Source organism: Lederbergia sp. NSJ-179 (assembly GCF_022867885.1).
In the GTDB taxonomy this organism is placed as follows: domain Bacteria; phylum Bacillota; class Bacilli; order Bacillales; family Bacillaceae_C; genus Lederbergia.
Map to the genome: position 1 here is coordinate 114681 of NZ_JALIFP010000006.1, position 20084 is coordinate 134764.

General features: G+C 39.4%; 13 protein-coding genes. 5 read left to right on the forward strand and 8 right to left on the reverse strand.

Annotation, left to right across the window (positions count from 1 at the left end):
- Nucleotides 1-242: 242 nt before the first annotated feature.
- Nucleotides 243-2684: an N-acetylmuramoyl-L-alanine amidase gene (locus MUB24_RS06915; protein ID WP_244702585.1), complete on the forward strand. Its 2442-nt coding sequence runs from the start codon at nt 243-245 to the stop codon at nt 2682-2684.
- Nucleotides 2685-2766: 82 nt separating this feature from the next.
- On the opposite strand, the gene MUB24_RS06920 is transcribed toward MUB24_RS06915, so the two are convergent.
- Nucleotides 2767-6033, reverse strand: a complete 3267-nt coding sequence (locus MUB24_RS06920; RefSeq protein WP_244702588.1) for an SH3 domain-containing protein — start codon at nt 6031-6033, stop codon at nt 2767-2769.
- A gap of 439 nt (nt 6034-6472) precedes the next feature.
- Complete coding sequence (locus MUB24_RS06925) at nt 6473-9166, reverse strand: CDP-glycerol glycerophosphotransferase family protein (RefSeq protein WP_244702591.1); 2694 nt, start codon at nt 9164-9166, stop codon at nt 6473-6475.
- Nucleotides 9167-10231: 1065 nt separating this feature from the next.
- On the opposite strand from MUB24_RS06925, the gene MUB24_RS06930 reads away from it, so the two are divergent.
- Complete coding sequence (locus MUB24_RS06930; protein ID WP_244702593.1) at nt 10232-13720, forward strand: CDP-glycerol glycerophosphotransferase family protein; 3489 nt, start codon at nt 10232-10234, stop codon at nt 13718-13720.
- A 292-nt stretch (nt 13721-14012) separates the two neighbouring features.
- Here MUB24_RS06930 and MUB24_RS06935 read toward each other — a convergent pair whose 3' ends face one another.
- The 4 genes from MUB24_RS06935 to MUB24_RS06950 all read right to left on the reverse strand — a co-directional run bounded on the left by MUB24_RS06935 (nt 14013) and on the right by MUB24_RS06950 (nt 17207).
- Nucleotides 14013-14171, reverse strand: coding sequence for a hypothetical protein (locus tag MUB24_RS06935; RefSeq protein ID WP_212966904.1), 159 nt, complete (start codon nt 14169-14171; stop codon nt 14013-14015).
- Between the two features lie 518 nt (nt 14172-14689).
- Nucleotides 14690-14989 (reverse strand): hypothetical protein, encoded by a 300-nt coding sequence (locus tag MUB24_RS06940; RefSeq protein WP_158322381.1) that lies wholly within the window; start codon nt 14987-14989, stop codon nt 14690-14692.
- A 14-nt stretch (nt 14990-15003) separates the two neighbouring features.
- Nucleotides 15004-16425 (reverse strand): radical SAM protein, encoded by a 1422-nt coding sequence (locus MUB24_RS06945; protein ID WP_244702596.1) that lies wholly within the window; start codon nt 16423-16425, stop codon nt 15004-15006.
- Nucleotides 16426-16427: 2 nt separating this feature from the next.
- Entirely contained in the window at nt 16428-17207 is a 780-nt protein-coding gene (locus MUB24_RS06950; RefSeq protein ID WP_244702599.1) for a prolipoprotein diacylglyceryl transferase, read from the reverse strand.
- A 161-nt stretch (nt 17208-17368) separates the two neighbouring features.
- Between MUB24_RS06950 and MUB24_RS06955 the strand changes: the two genes are divergently transcribed.
- Entirely contained in the window at nt 17369-17665 is a 297-nt protein-coding gene (locus MUB24_RS06955; RefSeq protein WP_244702602.1) for a hypothetical protein, read from the forward strand.
- Between the two features lie 102 nt (nt 17666-17767).
- Here the strand turns inward: MUB24_RS06955 and MUB24_RS06960 are convergent, their stop codons facing one another.
- Together MUB24_RS06960 and MUB24_RS06965 are read right to left on the reverse strand one after the other, a co-directional pair.
- Entirely contained in the window at nt 17768-18082 is a 315-nt protein-coding gene (locus tag MUB24_RS06960) for a type II toxin-antitoxin system RelE/ParE family toxin (RefSeq protein WP_244702604.1), read from the reverse strand.
- Complete coding sequence (locus MUB24_RS06965) at nt 18075-18473, reverse strand: AbrB/MazE/SpoVT family DNA-binding domain-containing protein (protein ID WP_244702607.1); 399 nt, start codon at nt 18471-18473, stop codon at nt 18075-18077. The genes MUB24_RS06960 and MUB24_RS06965 overlap by 8 nt, the downstream gene beginning before the upstream one ends.
- Before the next feature lie 176 nt (nt 18474-18649).
- Here MUB24_RS06965 and MUB24_RS06970 point away from each other — a divergent pair, with 176 nt between their 5' ends.
- Both MUB24_RS06970 and MUB24_RS06975 read left to right on the forward strand, forming a co-directional pair.
- Nucleotides 18650-18823, forward strand: a complete 174-nt coding sequence (locus MUB24_RS06970; protein ID WP_212966906.1) for a YjzC family protein — start codon at nt 18650-18652, stop codon at nt 18821-18823.
- A gap of 128 nt (nt 18824-18951) precedes the next feature.
- Nucleotides 18952-19926, forward strand: a complete 975-nt coding sequence (locus MUB24_RS06975) for a nuclease-related domain-containing protein (RefSeq protein ID WP_212966907.1) — start codon at nt 18952-18954, stop codon at nt 19924-19926.
- Nucleotides 19927-20084 lie beyond the last annotated feature (158 nt).

Here is a 20084-nt window from a genome sequence, read left to right on the forward strand (position 1 = left end):
CAGCCCCTTTTTTGTGTGCGCTGGCTTGGACAATGCCTTTTGTAAATAGAGTATCGATGTTTATAACAAGTTTTTTGCTAATCGTATTTAGGGATGATTCGCTTTTTGAATACGGCCACTAAATATAACTGGCCAAAATTCAAGGATGACTGGCAGGGAATTCGGTATGCCGGGGTATTTTTATTTTACAAAGTTCAATAGTCATAATATACTAGGTAATTGGGAGGAGGGTATTTCCATATATGAAAAAAATTACTATAAACCTACTTGTTTTGATTCTAGTAATTTCTGTTATTCTAACAACACCTATTCATTCATTTGCAGAGACACAAGAAGAAATAGAACCACAAGGAGAAATAATAGAGACGCTAGGGGAAGTGGAAACACACAAAGAAATTATATTGGTCTCTGAAGATGAAGAAATTTTACTTTATGAAACCCCATCAGAAGATACTATGATTACTGAGATTCCAAATAACACAAAAGTGATCTTATTGGAATCCAATGACGATGATTATTCCTACGTACAATATAAAAGCATGGATGTGGATCAAGAAGAGGGCGAAATTCTCAAGGGATTCGTGAAAAATATTTATATTGCTACCGAGGAACAAGTCAACCATGAGTCTCAAGCAGAAGAAAAATCAGAACAAGAAGAAACAGAGGTTGGTAGAGAAACAGAGCAGGAAGAAACTGAAAATGTTGATTCGGTGCAAGAACCAACAGAGAAGATGGATAAACCAGAAGAAGGATTTTTAGAGAATGATCAAGAGATGGATAAACAAGAAAAAGAAGGTGCAGGGGAAGAAAGTTTAGTAGAAATGAAAGAAGATAAACCAAAGAGGGAAGACACCAAATCCACTGTAGTTGGGCGAGAAGATATAGATATTTCCGGCAAACAGAAGACAGTGGAGCCCATGAATGTAAAAATGTATCGCGGGATTACACTTAAAACAAAAACCTATATCCGAACGGAGCCTGCAACTACGTCAAAACCATTAAAAACATTCCCTATTGGCACAGTCTTAGAAATACAGCCTTTTAATGCTAATTGGTATACACTGGCAAAAAAGATTGATGGGCAAATTGGATATATCCATAAAAAACATCTGGAAAAGGTTACTGAAAATCAAGAGAAGTTGCGAGGGGTTGCTCTTAAGTCTCCAACCAATGTACGTATGGGCCCTTCAACAAAGGCGCAAATCATACAGACTTATCCTATTGGCTCTATTTTAGAATATAAGACATTTTCTACCCACTGGTATGAGCTATCAATTGGGGGGAAAACTGGTTATATTCATAAAAAACATGTGGAGAATGCTGTTGAACAACAAAAGAGCGAGATCGGAATTACTTTGAAATCACCAACTAATATGCGTGCTAGAGCATCGACTAATGCTCCAATCATCGCCACTTTTCCAGTAGGTTCCATTTTAGAGTATAAAACATTTTCAACCTATTGGTATGAAGTTTCTGTCGAAGTAAATGGGAAGAAAATGACTGGATACATACACCGTAATCACATAGAAAAGGCAGAAAATAAGATGCTTCGAGGTGTAGCCCGAAAACAAACGACCTATATTAGGTCAAAGCCATCAACAAAGTCGGACCCCTTAACAACTTATCGAATCGGTACCGTATTGAGCTATCAGGTTCATAATGCCCATTGGTACAAAGTTTCAATAGCTGGTAAAGGAGTGGGCTATGTTCATAAAAAACATGTGGAAAACACGGTGATGAATCAAAAGACACTCCGGGGTGTTACCTTAAAACCGAAAACATATATAAGAGAATCAGCTTCGACAAAATCAAGTGCTCTAGCTACTCGACCAATTGGAACAATATTTAATTATAAAACTTTCTCTGATCACTGGTATGAAGTTGATTTAGGCAATCGCCGTGGTTATATCCATAAAAAGCATGTAGAAAATGCTACAGCGACGGGAAAGGCTTCAAAGGGAGTTGCGCTGAAGAAAAAGACTTTTATACGCATGACACCGTCAACAAAGGCAGGATCGTTAACAACTTATGCGCAGGGAAGTATAATCCACTATACTCCATTTAATAAAAATTGGCACGAAGTTCAAATGAATATAAAAGGAAAAAAAGTTACAGGCTTTATACATAAAAAGCATATTGGTAATCAGAAGGTCGTTTTCATAGACCCGGGGCACGGCGGCTATGATTCAGGTGCATCGGGCAACGGATTACGCGAGAAAGATATTACTTTGGATATAAGCAAACGTGTGGCCGCTCAACTAAGGGCAACTGGTTATATAGCCATCATGTCCAGAGATAACGATCGTTATGTAAGTCTTGCTAACAGAACCAAGCATGCAAATTCCATGGGCGCGGATATCTTTGTCAGTGTACACGTCAATGCCGGAGGTGGAACCGGAATTGAAACCTGGATGATGAACAAGGGACCTGAGCCTGCAAAGAGTAAGGTGTTAGCTGACAATTTACAGAAGGAAATGATTAATCAAACAAAAACTACTTCACGTGGTGTAAAAGATGGCAATTTACACGTTAATAGAGAGTCAAAAATGCCAAGTGCGCTTGTTGAAGTTGGGTTTATTGATCGAAAAACTGATGCCGATAAGTTAAAGCAAGCATCCTATAAAGAAAAACTCGCAAGAGGCATAGTGAATGGAATTAAAAAGTACTTCCAGATATTCAAATAATGACTAATTCCCTCTTAATCATGTAATAAAAGCCGCCTATACCTATTTTCTAGGTATAGGCGGCTTTGTTAATTTAAAAGTATTAATACTTCAGACTGACATATTGGGCACTAACCCAACCAGTTTTGGCTTTATATTTTACCTTATACCAACCATTAGGATTCGAACCAATGATCTGGACCTTTGAGCCTTTTGGAATTTTACCAAGAGAATGATAGATCGTCCCTGGTCCATTTCTGAAATTAAGCTTATCAGCCGTTGTTGACCCGTATGCATCGTTATTATAATTGGGTAAATGATTGAACGTAGGGACGTCGAATACGGCATTATAACTATTTAACGAGTTATAAATATTATAGATATTCCTAGTTTGTAAAACGGCCCACTGAACATGAGTTGCATATTGTGGATACCCTGGACTATCTGGATTCCATCTCATCTTATATAACGTGTCTTGACCCCGATTAATATAGTTTACAATGTTTCCGGCGCCGCCAACAATAGCAGTAGGTAATGAAAACCATTCGTGATCAAAAGCATATTTGGCCCCACACTCTATTGGACAACTATCTTTGGCACCATAGCCATACATATTATAAACAATCTTAGCCGTTTTGGAAGTTTTAGCAATTTCACCTTTGGAATTTCTAGTGACAGACCCATTTTTGTCGACAGGAACACCGCTTGCTAAAATGGAATTTCCATTTCCTGTTTCATGTAGAGCGTGAGAAATTAAATAAGCCTCATTTATATTGTACTTTTTACCAGCATCAATAAAAGCTTGGCCCATACCATCTAGTACCCCTTTACCTTTGAGCAGTTTTTCATTTACCTCAACAGCATCTAATCCAGCTGGTTGAGATAGAACTAAAAACTGAAAATATTCAGGAGTACCTTTCAAAAAGTTGGAAGGGTTGGTGTAAAATTCAACTTGCCCTTTTGTAGCATTCACTTTACCACTGCCATCAGCTTTAGGTGTACCTGCCATCTGCTTATCTACCATATATTTAAAATCATATCCATAGTTAGTCCGTTTATGATATTCAGCCTTTGTTCCAACATGGTTTCTATGAATATAGCCAGTTTTTTGTACGCCATTGACAGTTACGGTTATTTCATGCCAGTAGGTGGAGAAAGTTTTATATCTTACTTTTGCTCCTTCAGGAAAACTAACTATAACCTTCGCTTTTGTTGAAGCATATGCACGAACATTTGTAGGAGACCTCAAAGCGTATCCATCGATCATTTTCTGATTCGTCTCTGCTTCTTCAATATGTTTTTTATGAATAAATCCAGTTCTTTCTTTTCCGTTCACAGTCATTATCGCTTCATACCAATGCTCATTATAGAGGTGATATTTTATAATTGTACCAATTGGAACGGTAGTTAATGGATTGGCTTTGGTTGATGGTTTTGTACGAATATACGTAGTCGGGTTAAGCGCAACCCCTCTATATATTTTGTTTTTTACATTATCGATATCATTATCAGAAATATAGCCCGTTTGTTTCTTTCCATTAACTATTACATTAACCTTACTCCAAGATTCGTTATGGAAACGATATTCCAATATTGTGCCTTTTGGATAAGTTATTAATGATTTCGATCCAGTAGAGGGCTCCTTCCGAATCGCTGTTGGCTCTCTTAGCGTTACCCCACGGAATATTTTACTATCAGTTTTCCCTAGATGATTTTTATGAATATATCCAGTTTTTTTCTGGCCATTTATTTTAATGGTAACTTCATTCCAATAAGTAGAAAATGTTTTATATTCAACGATTGAATCAACCGGAAAAGTGTAAATTACATTCGATTTAGTTGATGCTTTCACACGAACATTTGTCGGTGATTTAAGAGCTAGACCATATTTGGTTTCTTGCTTTGAGACAGAATTTTCGACATGTTTTTTATGAACAAAACCTGTTCTTTTTACTCCTCCAATGACTACATCAACTTCATACCAATGATTATTGAAAGTCTTATAGCTTATCACGGATCCAATAGGATATGAGGTTAGCACTTTCGATTTTGTTGAGGGTGTAGTTCGAATATTTGTCGGAGATTTAAGCGTAATCCCACGAAAATTGTCTTGAGTGGATACAGCATCACCCACATGTTTTTTGTGAATATAGCCAAGCCTATTCCCGTCTAAAGCAATCTCATACCAATGTGTAGAAAAAGTTTTGTATTGTAGTATGGAACCAATTGGAATACTTTTTATAACTTTTGATTTTGTTGATGCCCTCTCCCTAATATTTGTTGGAGACTTTAGTGCTACCCCACGTATAGTAATTTGGTTGTCCACAGTGGTTTCAAAGTGTTTTTTATGAATATAACCTACTTTGTTCCCGATCGAGACTTCGTACCAATTTTCATTTTTTGGATATAGTCTAATATCCAGAACGGTTCCAGCTGGTACAACTTTTAACGAATTTGCCTTCGTGGAGGGTTTCGTTCTAATATAAGTCTTCGATTTTTGCGCTACTCCACGTTGGTTAAAGGAGGAAGTGCTAAATTGTTGAAGTGAGAACGTTTTGGGCGTATTTATCTCTTTGTTCTTATTATCCTCACTAATTTCCTTCTCAGAGTCAGAATCCAGTTCGTTTTCAGCGCTATCTTCTTCAGACGCCAGCCCTTCATCTAGCTTGTTTTGCTCCTCAGAAACGATGCCATCCTGATTACTCTCAACGTCATCTTCCAAATAACTGTCATCCATGGAGTCTAGGTTACTACTATTTTCCTCTTCAGACACCAGCTCTTCATCTAGCTCGTTTTGCTCCTCAGAAATAGTATCTTCTTGATTATTCTGAGTATCGTCTTCTAAGTAACGATCATCCTCAGAATCTAGATCATTATTATTTTGTTCATTTTGGTTGCTATCATTGTTGGTACTATCGTTATCCAGTTCAATCTCCAGATATTTGTTTGCTATGTAACCTTGCCAAACATTTGATTCTTCCAGCCCCGTTTTATTTAAATCAGAGACCACTTCAGTATTTTTTGTTTCCTGTACAAATTCGACAAAAGAATATGAATCAAATTCTTCTATTACGGATACAATATCATTATTCTTTAGGTAGAATATGATATTGCTAGATTTGGAATCCTCAGACGAAATATCCTCTTCCTCTGTCGCTTCAGTTTCAATTTGCTCAACTTTCTCGTACAAAGGAACCTCATCGTTAGTATTTGCAATAACTTTTCCGACCTTTATAGAACCTACATCAGAATTTAATTGACGGGTCTTATCATTATTTGCAAATGATTGTAATGGGAAAGATAATGTATGCCCCATTAAAATAAGTACAACAAACAATATTTTTAACTTACTCTTAAATATTCCAATCACTCCTCCTTAAAACTAGAAAGATACTTTAGTACTACCAATTTATAGCAAGTCCACAACTATTGTAACATAAATAGGATGTAAAAAATGGAAGAAATTAAGAAAATGTTGGAAGGTGGATATTTTGACTTATGAAAAAGGATTCATAAATAGGAAGGTGTTGGAGGAATGGTATTGAGGACCGAGCAGATACAAATTCGGGATCCGTTTGTTTTTGTAAATCAAACGGAGGGAGGATACTTTTTTGGGATAGTACGAAGTTATTTAAATAATAATCAGCCCCCATCTAAAAAGTGAGATAGGGGCTATTTGATGCTTTCATACTTGATACATATTATTAATGTTATAAAGTTTATTTGTGGCCGAGGATGATGAACTTAAGAGAGTACTTGGTGATCTAGATGTTGATGTAGGGATGTTTCCATTATACAATGCAAAGTCACTAATCCAATGTACTTGTCGCCTGAATACTTTCCTGCAAAGCATTCCAGTAATTAGAATTTGTTTCATAGTTAACAACCTCATCAAACCGGCTGTCACCAAATAATCGTCTAGCTTCACGTTTAAATGACTGTTTATAGGCGAGCTCCATTTTCTTATTAATAAACTTTCCTTCAGAATGAAAATAATTAATTGCTGCGGCTTCTTCGAGAGTTGTTGGCATATTCTTGTCATGTGCTATAAGATTAATATCTGAATTTAGTTCCGTAAGCATTCCTAGCTTGTCTTTATCCTTCGACAATTCTTTTTTTAACATTATAGAGACAGTATTGCCATTTTTCTTAAGATGATTAAGTTTATTGACGAGATTGGGAATACCTGATTTATCACGTAACACTCCTCCCAAATAGAGGTAGGATTTTCCAGATTTTACACGATCAACAAAATTTATATCTTGATTATCGCCGTAAAAAAACCATTTTACAATTCTTTCAGAGGATCTTCCATCATCATAGGGACAAAATCTGTTTTTTGCTGCTAAGTAATGTGAACTAGGTTTATCGTTTTGAAGTTTGTTCATAACTGCATCAATTAATTGTTGGCTGTTTTTTGCCACAGTTCCAGGCAATTCGTCTTCGCTTAAATTTAAACCTCGTTCTTTGGTGTACACATCCACATCATAGAGATAATGAATAATTGGTCGCTCTGTAACCAAAAAGTCAAAAAATACACTTGAGTAATCACTAATAACGATATCAGCTATGCCTAGCAGTTCGTTAGTCAAAATATCTGGCGGCGGAACGATAATATTTTCTGGAAGTTTCACTTTCTTCAACAGGCGATTTGATATCGGATGTCCCCGAAATACGACGTTCACATCGAGCTCTGCTAACATTTTCAAATCTTCAATCAGTTTGGTTGAATCAAATTTAGTGTTGGCTTTAGTTCCACGCCAAGTTGGCACATAAAGAACAATTTTTTTTGATGAATCAATCCCTAACCTGGATGTTATTTGATGTTTGGCTTCATCCGTGATATTAATTGTTACGTCTATACGTGGGTAGCCAATCTTTGCAATTTCACCGTAATTTATACCTTTTATTGAATAACTCATTGGCTGTTTTTCAGCCATATATTCGTTAGGCACGATAATATGAGTTGCTTGCAGCAAATTACGAGTACTCCCCGCAACCCCGACCGGATTAGCCGCACTGTCACGACCAACCGTTTTATAAAATATCCCGTGGCTTGTCTGTAGATAAAGCTGGTCTGGCTTACGCACAACATAAGGCTCAAATGTTGAGTTGCATATCAGATATTTAGCACTGGCTATATATTTAAAGTAAGCATCGGAATCCTTTTTGACGAATATAATATTTTTCATGGATCTGAATTTGACCGGTATTACTTCAAATGTGTTCACTACCCATATGTGGGTGTAATTTTTAAAATCCTTTTCATCGACTATATATTCAAAAATAGCATAAGGGCTGTCCATCATCCGAGTTCCACCCAGGCTTTCATAAAAAACTATCTTATCATTTACGGAGTAATGCTCGTAACTTATAGCATAGCGAACTTTGGCTTTATTGATATGTTTTTTATAAAACTTTTGATCAATCATGCTAGGTTTATCGAAGAGCTCGGCTTCTTTGTATGCCGCTAAGGCTTCCTCGGTTTTTCCAAGTTGCCCCAGAACATAACCCAATCGTCTATAGTTTCCAGGGCGATGTTTTTCTTGTCGGGCAATTGCGCTTTCGTACCATTCAGCTGCATTTTGATAATCTTCTAGTTGTTCGTAACAGTTAGCCAGTGCAAAGTGCCAAGGTGATCGAATCTTGTCTAATTCCAGAGCCTTTTCATAATACTTTAGAGCATCTTCGGGCGCATATAATTTTTTATCTAATAATGAAGCTAATTTAAACTGCAGTTCCGCATCCTTTTCGTTTTGCTGCAATTGACTTTTGTATGCTTCTATCGCATATTCCCATTGCTTAAAATGTTCATGAAAAACACCTATACCAAAACGCTGACTTTTTAATTTCTGATCCAGTTCAATGGCCTTATTAAATGAACGAAAAGCTTGATCAGGATTATGATTCCTAAGTTGCATTAAACCCAGCCAGTAATGGGAGTCAGCAAGTGATTGTCCAACATGTTTATGATCGAGATTACTTACAGCTTGTCGATAATTTGCCTCGGCATGCTGATAATCTTCCAGCTTACGATAACATTCTGCCAATTGAAAGCTAGCTTTTGAATCTTCTGGATGTAGCTTAAGATAGGATTCAAAGCTACTAGCTGCATCTTTCCATTGGCGGAGTTTGTTATGTTCATTTGCCAGTTTATGCCAAGCTTGAGCATCTGCTGGTTTAGTCGATAAATATTCAGTAAGGTATGATACTGCTTCAGCTGATTCACCTAATTGAATATAACAATCGGCCTTAAACAGGTGATACTTGTCGGGAGAATGGTTGCCCGCTAGTTGCATGGCGCTATTAATATGGTCTAATGCTTGCCTCCACTTCTTTTGACGATAGGCTAGCCTCGACAAACGATAATAATAGTCAGTTTTATTCTTATAAATAGGCTTCAACTTTAGAAGATTCCGATACATCCCTTGTACATTATTACGTTTTGTATAGATCTTTAGTGCTACATAGCGGGTCAACAAATTATCCAGTTTATTTTTCATAAGAAACATACCCCTTACAATTTTTGGCTTTAAACGAGCTTTCTAGTTTAATAATTTTATTTGTCAAATTAGGCAATACAACATACTTTCATCAAAATTCTTACCTACCAATATGTCCGCATATTGTTCTGAACCATGCCTAATTCCAGAAATATCGATGAAATGGGTGTCGTTTTGACGTTCCAGCACATCTCTTTCCTAAATTTGCTGAAATTTCGGGTCAAGTTCGTTTCTACCTTTTACATATCGATCACAAGGTCTTTGATAGTATGATTTTTTACACAACCGCTGATCACATCGGTACCATGTATGCCAACGGAAAAAGAATGTCTAATCTATATGGATATTATAACCACATCCCTATCAAAAGAAAAGCCTTCATTCATTTAACTTGTGCTCAAACGGGGGCGCGCTTCGGCGAAGCTCATAACATCTGTAGGGAACCCATTTCTCGAGCAAGGAAACCCATAATTCGTGCGGGAAACCCATTTAGTGTATAGAGAACCCCATAAGTTTGTAAAAAACCCCATTCAGTGCTCAAATAAGCCCATAAATCCATGAGGAGACCCACTCTGTGCGAAGAAACCCATAAGTTCGTTAAGAAACCCATTTAATGAGCGAGGAAACCCGTTCAGAGAATAAGAAACCCATATTTCTTCCAAGAACCCCATTCTAAGCATGAAGAACCCCATAAGTTTGTAAAGAACCCCATTCCGTACGCAAATTTCCCCATACTTTGTCTAGGAACGCCCCATTCAAAACATGAGGAACCCCATAAGTCGATTAGGAACCTCATTCAGAACTTGAAGCCCCCCATAGACACGTTAGATGTTACGACGTGTTCGACAAAATCCCAAGCACACCAGGCATGATTATATTTTCTGTTGAATTTGGGAATAATGAGGTCGGGAATATTTTGCAAATATTGCCCGGGAAATGGAGAAATTTCCAAGTTTCGACGATAGGTGGTGGCAAGAAATTTTAAATAAAAAAGCTTTGAAGCGAAAAATCAATTATTTGTTGAATCCGGTGACGAATTATCTGCTTAGGGCGGGGCATCGGCGGGTGAATCAGTATGCGTATTTTTATGAGAAGATGCCGATTAAAGAAAATACGATTTTATATGAGAGTCGTGATGGAAATAGTATGACGGATAGTCCGTATGCGATGTTTCGTTTTATGCTTGAGCACCCTGATTTCCAGAATTATACTCATATCTGGTCGATTGAAAATGAGGAAGCTCTTGAGCCCGTGATGGCAAGATTTAAATCTTATCCGAATGTGAAATTTGTGAAGCGCCATTCGCGCGCCTATCTACAGGCATTGGCGACTTGCGCTTATTTGGTGAATAATTCTACCTTTCCTTCTTATTATCTTGCAAAAGAGGGGCAAATCTATGTGAACACATGGCACGGAACCCCCTTAAAAAAGATGGGCTATGATATCCCGGGGGATCCGTCCAATTCGCAAAATGTTGTGCGGAATTTTTTGAGCACCGATTACATATTAAGTCCCAATCCTCATACAACTAACATTTTCATGGATAGTTATAAGCTAGATGGTTTATATACGGGTGAGATTGTGGAAGAAGGGTACCCAAGAATTGACCTTACAATAAATGGAAATCCGCAAGCTGCATGTGAACAACTACGCGAGATTGGCTTAACACTCGATAGTGGGAAAAAGACCGTGTTATATGCACCGACATGGAAGGGGACGGATATCGGAAAAGTCAATGATGATGTGCTGCAGATTCATGCCGATATGCAAACGTTAGTGAAAAGAGTCGGGGATCAGTACAATTTTTTAATTAAAGTTCATCCTTTTTTATATAAAGAGGCGGTGAAATATCCAGAAATCCAGGCCCACTTAGTCCCTGATTATTTCGATACGAATGAGCTGCTTGTGGCTATCGATGTATTAATTACCGATTATTCGAGTATTTTCTTTGATTTTCTTGTAACCAATAAGCCGATTCTTTTTTACACCTGGGATCTGGATGTGTATAGCGAAGAGCGAGGCCAATATTTACGTCATGACGAACTGCCAGGGCCAATGCTTTTTAATATAAGGGAATTGGCTGAAGCAATCGAAAATATCGCCAAGATTCAAACTTCCTTTCAAGAAAAATATGAAAAAGCGAAACAGCGATTTACGAGTCATGACGATGGTAGCGTCACTGAGCGGATCGTTTCTTATATTTTTCAAAAAAAGGGGAAATTGAATACGATCAGCGATCTCCAGACGAAAAAGGAGAAAATTTTAATTTATCCGGGTGGCATGCGCAATAACGGGATCACTTCATCGTTCCTGAATCTGATGAATAATATCGATTATGACCGTTATGATGTGACATGCTTTACAGCGGCACCGCAGTCAGCAGAGGCATCGAATAATCTACAAAAAGTTCATCCCAACGTGCGCATGCTTTTTAAACCGGGTTTGCCTGTGTATACATTCTTCGAAGTATATCAGGATAAGCTTGTCCATAATCGTGGGAAAAACGGGCTTTTGGCCAGCAGTTTATTCCCAGAGCAAGCCTTCGTGCGGGAACACCGTCGTTTGTTTGGCAAAGCGCAATTTGACTATGTCATTGATTTCAGCGGATATAGCTTGTATTGGGCAAAATATTTATTGGCCGCTGAAGCGAAACAGAAGATTTGCTTTATGCACAGTGATTTAGGGGCGGATAGTGAAAAGGTTGTTAACGGGAAAAGACCGCACCGGATTAATTTACGAGGGTTATTTTCGGTTTATGATCAATTTGATAAAATTGTCGGCGTTTCGAAGGTGAACATGGAGGTAAATCGGAAAAACTTGCTCAAATATGCGGATGATGAAAAATTTACTTATGTGATGAATTCCCTTAATCCAGAGAAAATTTTAAGTCATGGCACTGAAGAAGAAGCGGAAGAGGAAATCCTCGTAGAAAACTTTAAGGCACGAGCAGTTTTAAAAGGTAGAGAAGTTTGGAACACTTTACCTTTTCACAAAGGAGCAAAGTCGTTTTCCTTGGAAGAGGAGTGGGAAGGCAAAGAAATTGCCATCTCTAGAAAAGCGACAGATCGCACGCATGTATATTACAAATGCCATGCTGATCATCAAGTACTTGGGTGGTTGCCAGCCGATGCGGTGGAACTGATTTCGGATCAAATTTTACAGGAAAAAGAGGTCAATCAAATCGGCAAAATCATCCGGCCAAAGGGAAATCAAATTTGGACGAAACCGTATCAAGTACCTGGCTGTGAAAGAGTTTCGGGGAGCAGAGATTATCAGGGACTCCTCGTTGACATTGATCAAGAGGCAAAAACGCAGCATGGTACATATAAGCGGATCTCGGTGAATGGCACCAACATTGGCTGGGTTGATCAAAGAGCCTTACATGTATTTGCATCCTGTAGTTTTACGGAAGGACAAACGGCCGTTGAAAAAGCGCGAATTACCGCAAAGAGAAAATTATTACAAGCAAGAAATGAACAGAAAAATAAAGAAATTATCCGCAATCTGCAAAATCGGGCATTAAGAGAAGCTAAAATTGTGCAACCCGTTTATGCCTATATTTCAAAACCTGAAGATCATCTCATTTGGACCCATGCCTATCCACATTGGCAGGCCAAACCATTGGGACCAGCGAGGTGGTTGAAGGGGGAAGTCGTCACCATTCGTGCCGTCATTCAAACTCGGGCAGGCCATTTTTATTTATTTTATAAGGATGAGCAAAAAGTCGGCTGGTTAGATGGGCGAGCCTTTGAAAAAATCACCCGTCCAACCTTGATCCGCGAGCGGAAAGTATCGCAACTAGCGAAGTTGACTTTGGATGGCAATCGCGCCATTTGGTCAAAACCATATGGACTCGAGGGAGCAACGAAGGTGGCCGATTTTCAAAAATACAATGGGAAAATCGTCAAAGTGGATCGGGAGGCAATCACGCAAAAAGGTCGTTCAGCACACATATGGGTGGATGACCACGAACTCGGCTGGGTGAATCGGAAGGCTTTGGACGTAAAAGAAGAACTTGGTTTTGAAGTAGATGGATGCTATATCCCTGAGCCAGATCCGGAAAATATGAATTTTGTCCACATGGGGCGACTATCACCGGAAAAAGGACAAGACCAATTGATCCAAGCCTTTGCCCGCTACCATGAGCAAGACCCAAAAAGTAATTTGTATATCATGGGAGAAGGCGCATTGAAAAAGGACTTGCAAAAGTTAATCGAAGAGTTGAATGTGGAAGATGCCGTCTATCTATTAGGGCAAGTAGAGAATCCCTTTGCGCTCATGAAAAAATGTGACGCCTTTATTCTCTCCTCCCATTACGAAGGCCAGCCGATGGTTCTTTTGGAAGCCATGACCCTTGGGATGAAAATCATCGCCACCGACATCGTCGCTAACCGCAACGTCCTCGAAAATGGAAAATACGGCCTCCTCGTCGAAAACAGTATCGAAGGATTACAAAAAGGCATGCACCAAGTGGCCAATCTTCAACCCGCTCCCTTCGATTACCAATACTATAACGAAATCGCCATGGAAACCTTTTATAGGGGATTGGAATAGCAACCGGGGCACCGGTTGCTTTCGTTATGAATGGGGAGTGTAGCTTGGGAATGGGTTTCTCGTGGGGGAAATGGGTTTCCCCGTTCGGGAATGGGCTTCTCAAGAGGAAAATGGGTTTCTTCGTTCAGGAATGGGTTTCTCTGTCCGGAAATGGGCTTCATGTCCGAGGAATGGATTTCCTCATCATGGAAATGGATCTCTCGTATGTAAGGATGGGAGAAATAAGCATCCAATAAAAAAGGAAGCAGCCCTTTTCCTTAAAAGGAAAAAACTGCTTCATTTTGAAATTAAACTATTTATTTTTATGTTTCTTCATTGCTTTTTTCATTAAGTCGCGGGTTTTCTGCCGTTCTTCCTCCGTACCAGAGGACCAAGCATAAATGCCATTGTGCTTTGTATCAATTTCATGTTCCAATTGACCAATCTTACTTAACGAGCGATGCTTAATCATAATAATATCACTCTCCTTATAATAAGTATAACTCACGTAGACGTTTTTTACTTCATCAAGAAATGGATTTTCGTTAATTCGTTATATTGGGTAATGGGTTTCTCTATTCGGGTATGGCTTCATACAAAGATGAATGGGCTTCCAGTGGAAGAAATGGGCATCTCAAAGTGGAAACGGGCTTTTCCTTCGAGGAATGGGCCTCTCCATGAGGAAATGGGTTTCCCCGTTCGGGAATGGGTTTCTTGCGGTTCAAATGGGTTTCATGTCCGAAGAATGGGGTTCTCCAAAGGGAAATGGGTTTCTCCGTTCTCAAATGGGTTTCTCATGGGGGAAATGGGTTTCTTGGTCCAAGAATGGGTTTTTCACGGGCTAAATGGGTTTCCCATGGACCAAATGGGTTTCTCCGTTCGAAAATGGGTTTCATGTCCGAGAAATGGGTTTCTCTGCCCAAGATTGGGTTTCCCCATCCCAAATTCCCAAAATAGAAGGGAGCACATTCCAATATGCTCCCTAACCATTTATAAATTGGACAGTGGCACGAGAAGAATTCCATAGCACCCGGCATTCAGTAAAAAGGTAATCCCGGCGGCGATGATGATTCCTTTGGCGAAGCCAGGTAGGTTTTTCTTTTTCCCGTAAATGATGAGCGGGATGACGTAAATGAGCTGGGCTACGCCGATAAACATTAAATAGAAAAAAAAGATTTCGGGCAAGAAATCCATGGAGTTTAATACTAGAATAAATAAAAGGAGATTGATCACTACAAGGATAAGAAAGCCTACTCCTCCATAGGTTTTCTCCTGTTCTTCATCAGGCATACGCTCGTCCTCCTCTATACTTCCGACATCGGACTTTCCGGCACGATTTCTGCACGTAATTCTTTTAAAATCTCTTCTTGTTCATCTCTATAAAAGAGGTTAAAAGTATCAAATGGAATCAAGCGCCCATCTTGATGGACAATATGTACGCATGATTTTTTCACGGAGCGCACGTCGAAATTATAGGGATCTAGGAACTGCATAATGATCACGCGAAAAACGTTGTCGTACTGAATATTTTCCGGTACTTCGACTTGCGGTAAGCAGCATAATAAATTTTTCAAAGACATGCTTGAGGACTCCGGTGAATGACTTGTCGAAAATAGGGAAAAGATGTGATCTCTTACCGTTTCATCTTGTTCATACACGATCGTGTTTCGCGAACCTTGCAACAAGACATTGGGATCAATCAATCCCGTCAATGGAATCGCTTGGCCACCCATTTTTAAAGCATAGCCCATCGCCAGACAGTCTGGATGACAGGGAACCGGGATCATATCCTCCTCTTGAAAAAGATCGGATTGATCGATAATTTCTCTACGTACTTCAGACAAGGTCAGGCGATCGACGGCAGGATCAAAATCTTCGAGTCGTCCTGCTGCTTGAATAGGTTGGAAAGTAACGCCGCGCACCGCTTTTTGCTGCAATCCATATTGGATGATCTTTCCGATTTCCTGGTCATTCAATCCTTTTTTCAACGTCACAACCAAGGTCGTAGAAATATTAAACTCGTTTAAATGCTCCAACGCTTTTTCGCGAATTTTCCGTAAATCAGCGCCACGCAACTCCATTAAAGTCTCTCTTTCAAAACTATCAAACTGCAAATACAGCTCAAATCCCGGCATATACGTCGCTAACTTTTTCACAAATTCACGATCACGTGCGATCCGCAGTCCATTCGTATTGACCATCAAATGCTTGATCGGCCTCGCCTTCGCCGCATCGAGAATCGCGAAAAAATCAGGATGAATCGTCGGCTCGCCACCAGAAATTTGCACAATATCGGGTTCAATTTCGTTACGGACCACAGCATCCAACATATTTTCAATTTGCTCCAGATTGCGAAAAGCCTTGCGGTGGGGCGAGGAGGAGGCATAACAAATCGGACATTCCAAATTACAAGATTCCGTCACCTCGACAATCGCCAAACAACTATGCTGCTCATGATCAGGACAAATCCCACAATCATAAGGACATCCGTATTTTATCGGGGTATTAAAATGCCGTGGCATCTCAGCAGGCTTCAAATAATTCCGACACATTTTATAATATTCTGCATCAGATGAAATCAGAACTTTTTCCGTCCCATGATGGGCACAGCGCTTGATCATGTACATTTTTCCGTTTTGTTCAATGATTTTCCCTTCCACTTTCCGGTAGCAAGTGGAGCAAATACTATTCGTCAATTCATGAAAAATATAGGGCCGAACTGGCATATTCAAGCACTCTCCTTTTTAAAATCTTCTCTTTTTCGTAAAAATCCTAGCAATCGGGGAATATCTTTTGCGTAATATAAAATCCCCAATAAGCAGGCGACCTGAATGGCGCCTAATCCCAGATATTCGCGTGGATAGGGCTTAATAAAATCAACCATAAGTCGGAAAAGCAAATAACCAACCATAAATAATTTGAATAGATCCCCTTCCTTATGTGGATGCTTATTTTTTAAAAATAAGATGATGCCTAAACTTAGGAGAAAGAATAATTCATAGAGTTGTGTAGGGTGTCGTAACATCCCATCCCCAAAATCCATTCCCCATGGCAAGGTGGTCCCAATGCCATATGTATTATCCTCAATCCCTGTTAAAAAGCAGCCAATTCGGCCAATCGCCATCCCAGTGATTAAGGGAAGGGTCAAATCATCTCCAGTCGATTCCGTATGACCGACGATTTTCTTCGCGAGCTCCACACCGATCAATCCACCTAATAACCCACCAACAATGCTCTTTCCCTCCATCCAAAAAGCAGGATCGGAGAGAGGATGCTGGAGATGACTCCATAAAATCGTCCAATCATAAAACCACGCCAAAAGCTTAGACCCAAGCGCTGCCCCGACAATCGCCCCGGCCAGCACCGACAAGGAAACAGAAGGAGATAAGCGCTCCGATCGCCGGGCGAACAGGTAAAAACGAAAACCAAGAAAATAACCCAAAGCCTCAAAAACCACATGGGGATGCAGCCTGAATAACCCAAAATCAATCCAGACAGGAAACTCCATCGCCTCTCCTCCTTTTACAACTGAAAACACTTACCTACAGTGTAACGAAAAACCTCGTCCACTTCATTAAATTTTGACAAACTTAGGTCAAAAGAGAGGGATATATTCGGAGATGTTGGGGCTATAGGGGGAGAAAAGGGTTTAGGAAAATGGGGTGCTTCGTGAGGAATGGGTTTCTCAAGGGGAAAATGGGGTTCCTCGTCTGGGAATGGGGTTCTCAAAAGGGAAATGGGTTTTTCTCGAGGGAGAAATGGGGTTTTTCATTCGGGAATGGGTTTCTTCATCCAGGAATGGGTTTCTCCGTTCGGGAATGGGTTTCTCACGGAAGAAATGGGGTTCAACGTCCGGGAATGGGGTTCCTAAGAGAGAAACGGGTTTCTTCATCCAGAAAGAGGCTTCTTGAGAAAAGAAAGAATCTCATAAGGAAAGCAATCGGTGCGCCGATTGCCACCCCTTAATCAAACGTTTGATTAGATTTTTTATCCTAGATCTTCACTTTTTGGTATAAGTAATGATTTTGCATACATTAATATTAAAAGTGGCTCATTTTCATTTTAGATTCATGTTAGATCTAAGTAACGCTTTAATTGCGAATAGAAATTCTCTCTTGGTCCCATTAAAAGGATAAGAACAACCTGTCCGTCTTCTAATTCTTCTAAAGAATAGCAAAGTTCATAATTCGTTCCTACGTGATGAATATCGAGGCAAAAGCAACCTTTTAAATCTCCCTTTTTCGCTTCGCCTATAAAGGGATTTTTCCTGATATCTTCAATTGCTTTACTTATTTTTCTAAATAAAACTTGGTCTGACCTTTGAATTTTCTTTAGATCTTTACCAGCTCTTTTACTAATTTTGATAGGAAGCTGTTTACTCATCTTCCGGAGTGTCCTCCAAAGACTCTAAATATTCATCCAAGCTTTCAGAAACCATAGGTTGCTTCTGTGTTTCTTTTTTCATATAGTCTAGAGCCTTTGGAATATTTCGCTTCATTTTTGAGAATTTCTGAATAAGTTCATCCCCAGTATATCCCTGTCTTACCAGATCTCTTAAAATATCCTCTGAGAAATCCTCTTCCTCTGCGATTAACGGACGGATGATTAACTCTTTTCCGGTGAATTCTACCGTTGCCTCATCATCTATGTTCAAAGCGTCATAAAACTCTTTAGGAATACTGATTTGTCTTTGTTTAGATACCTTGACACGGCGGAGTCGTTTTCCTGAAATATCTGTCATCCTCTTTCTCTCCTTTGAATACATCATTACCATAGTGTATGCCCTCCTTTAAAATAAAGATACTTTAAAAATTTATTTCCTTAAAATAAATATAACACAGAATACATGTTTGTGGGGATTTTCTAAGAGGTTAATGATGAATCTCAAATGTTTACCCCCGCTCAATGCGGGAATACAACTACTAGACAAACTTCTTGGAGGTGCTACAAATGGCAGACAAATACAAAACTGGTGAAAAAGCTCCCGAAAGTGGTAAGTTCAAGGTAGACAGCCTAGTTAATGGGAACTCTCACAATGATGACACAACGATCGACATTGAAAAAGGAGAACAATTCCCACCATCCCCAAGCAGCCATGATGCAGCATATTGGGTGAAAGCATAAAACAAACTAAGGTCTTCCCGATTAAATTCAGGAAGACCTTTTATATGAAAAAGAAGGACTTTTAGTATCGGTCTAGAATCCTATAAAAAGGGGGGAATCCCAAAATAGGAGAGGAGAAAGCAATTGGAATGGTTGTGAAACAAAGAACGAAGCCACTAGCATTAATAAAAATGGAAGCGATTAGGAGGAGAGTAACTGAAAATCATTGGAATCGGGAAGAAATTTTAAGAGAATATAAAACTCGCTTAGCGGGCTATAACGGGGAAAAGGCAGTGGATTATCACCTTTCGTTATTAAATCCAAACACCTACCTTATTGTAAACGACTTGCGCCTCGAAAATATGACGGGAACGCATTTTCAAATCGACACGATCCTAGTTGCTCAATATGGAATCATCCCCCTTTCCATTAAAAATTTCCGTGAAAAGGTAGTTTTTGAAGAGGCAACAAGACAGATGATTCACATTGTCGATGGAACGGAAAAAGGGTATGCATGCCCAACGGTTCAAGCAGCGCACCACGAATTGCAACTAAAGCAATGGCTTGGAAAAAATGGCTATCCTCAATTACCCATACACTCCTTCATCATCTTCAGCGACCCCCACACCATTCTCAAAATCAATGGCAATCCCGAACATTACCAGCATATCTTCACCAGCAATCAACTTTATCTAAAAATGACCCACTTAGAAAAACGTTTCCGTGAAAATCGCCTTAGCAAGAAAGATATGAACCTTCTAAGTCGCGAACTAGTCAAACAACACAAACCGCCCAACTATGATTTAATGAACAAATTAGCGATCAAACCTGCCGACATTCAAACCGGAGTTCACTGTCCACATTGTGGCCACCTGGCAATGGCGCGAAAATATGGAAAATGGCTCTGTCCAAAATGCCAAAAAACATCCATAACCGCACATATCCAAGCGCTCTTAGACTACTTCCTACTTATAAAACCATCCATCACAAATGCAGAATGTCGAAAATTCCTGCACCTACACTCGCGCTATCCGGCACAAAAAATATTAAACTCATTCCCTAATCTAAAAAAAGTAGGAAAAAACAGAGGCACAACCTACCATTATGTAGGATTTCAAAAATAATTCCCCTGAATCGAGGCAACCGGCTCGCCGGTTGCTTCATTTTTGTTTTCAGGGGGAAGAAGATCGTATGGGGAAAAATGGGGGAAACCCATAAATTGATTGAGAAACCCATTTATTTAATAAGAGACCCATTCCTTTCATGAGAACCCCATTCTTTT